The organism is Enterococcus sp. CSURQ0835 (assembly GCF_902706605.1).
GTDB lineage: Bacteria > Bacillota > Bacilli > Lactobacillales > Enterococcaceae > Enterococcus_A.
This window is the reverse complement of record NZ_CACSLH010000039.1, coordinates 1-523: the sequence shown is the minus strand read 5'-3', so window position 1 is coordinate 523 and position 523 is coordinate 1. Positions and strand designations below refer to the sequence as shown.

Here is a 523-nt window from a genome sequence, read left to right as displayed (position 1 = left end):
GCGACGCTGACTCAGATGCGGACAGCGATGCCGACTCAGACGCCGATTCAGATGCGGATAGCGACGCTGACTCAGATGCAGATAGCGATGCCGACTCAGACGCTGATTCAGATGCAGATAGTGACGCAGATTCAGACGCCGACTCAGATGCAGATAGCGATGCGGATAGCGACGCTGACTCAGATGCAGATAGTGATGCGGATTCAGACGCTGACTCAGACGCCGACTCAGATGCAGATAGCGACGCTGACTCAGACGCCGACTCAGATGCAGATAGCGATGCGGATAGCGACGCTGACTCAGATGCGGACAGCGATGCCGACTCAGACGCCGATTCAGATGCGGATAGCGACGCTGACTCAGATGCAGATAGCGATGCCGACTCAGACGCTGATTCAGATGCAGATAGTGACGCCGATTCAGATGCCGACTCAGATGCGGATAGCGACGCCGACTCAGATGCAGATAGCGATGCGGATAGTGATGCGGATTCAGACGCTGACTCAGATGCAGATAGCGATGC

General features: G+C 56.0%; 1 protein-coding gene. It reads left to right on the top strand.

Features of this window, described 5'->3' with window-relative positions:
• Nucleotides 1–523: hypothetical protein (locus GVJ38_RS14225; RefSeq protein WP_200849510.1), on the top strand; the 523-nt coding region annotated here is incomplete at both ends.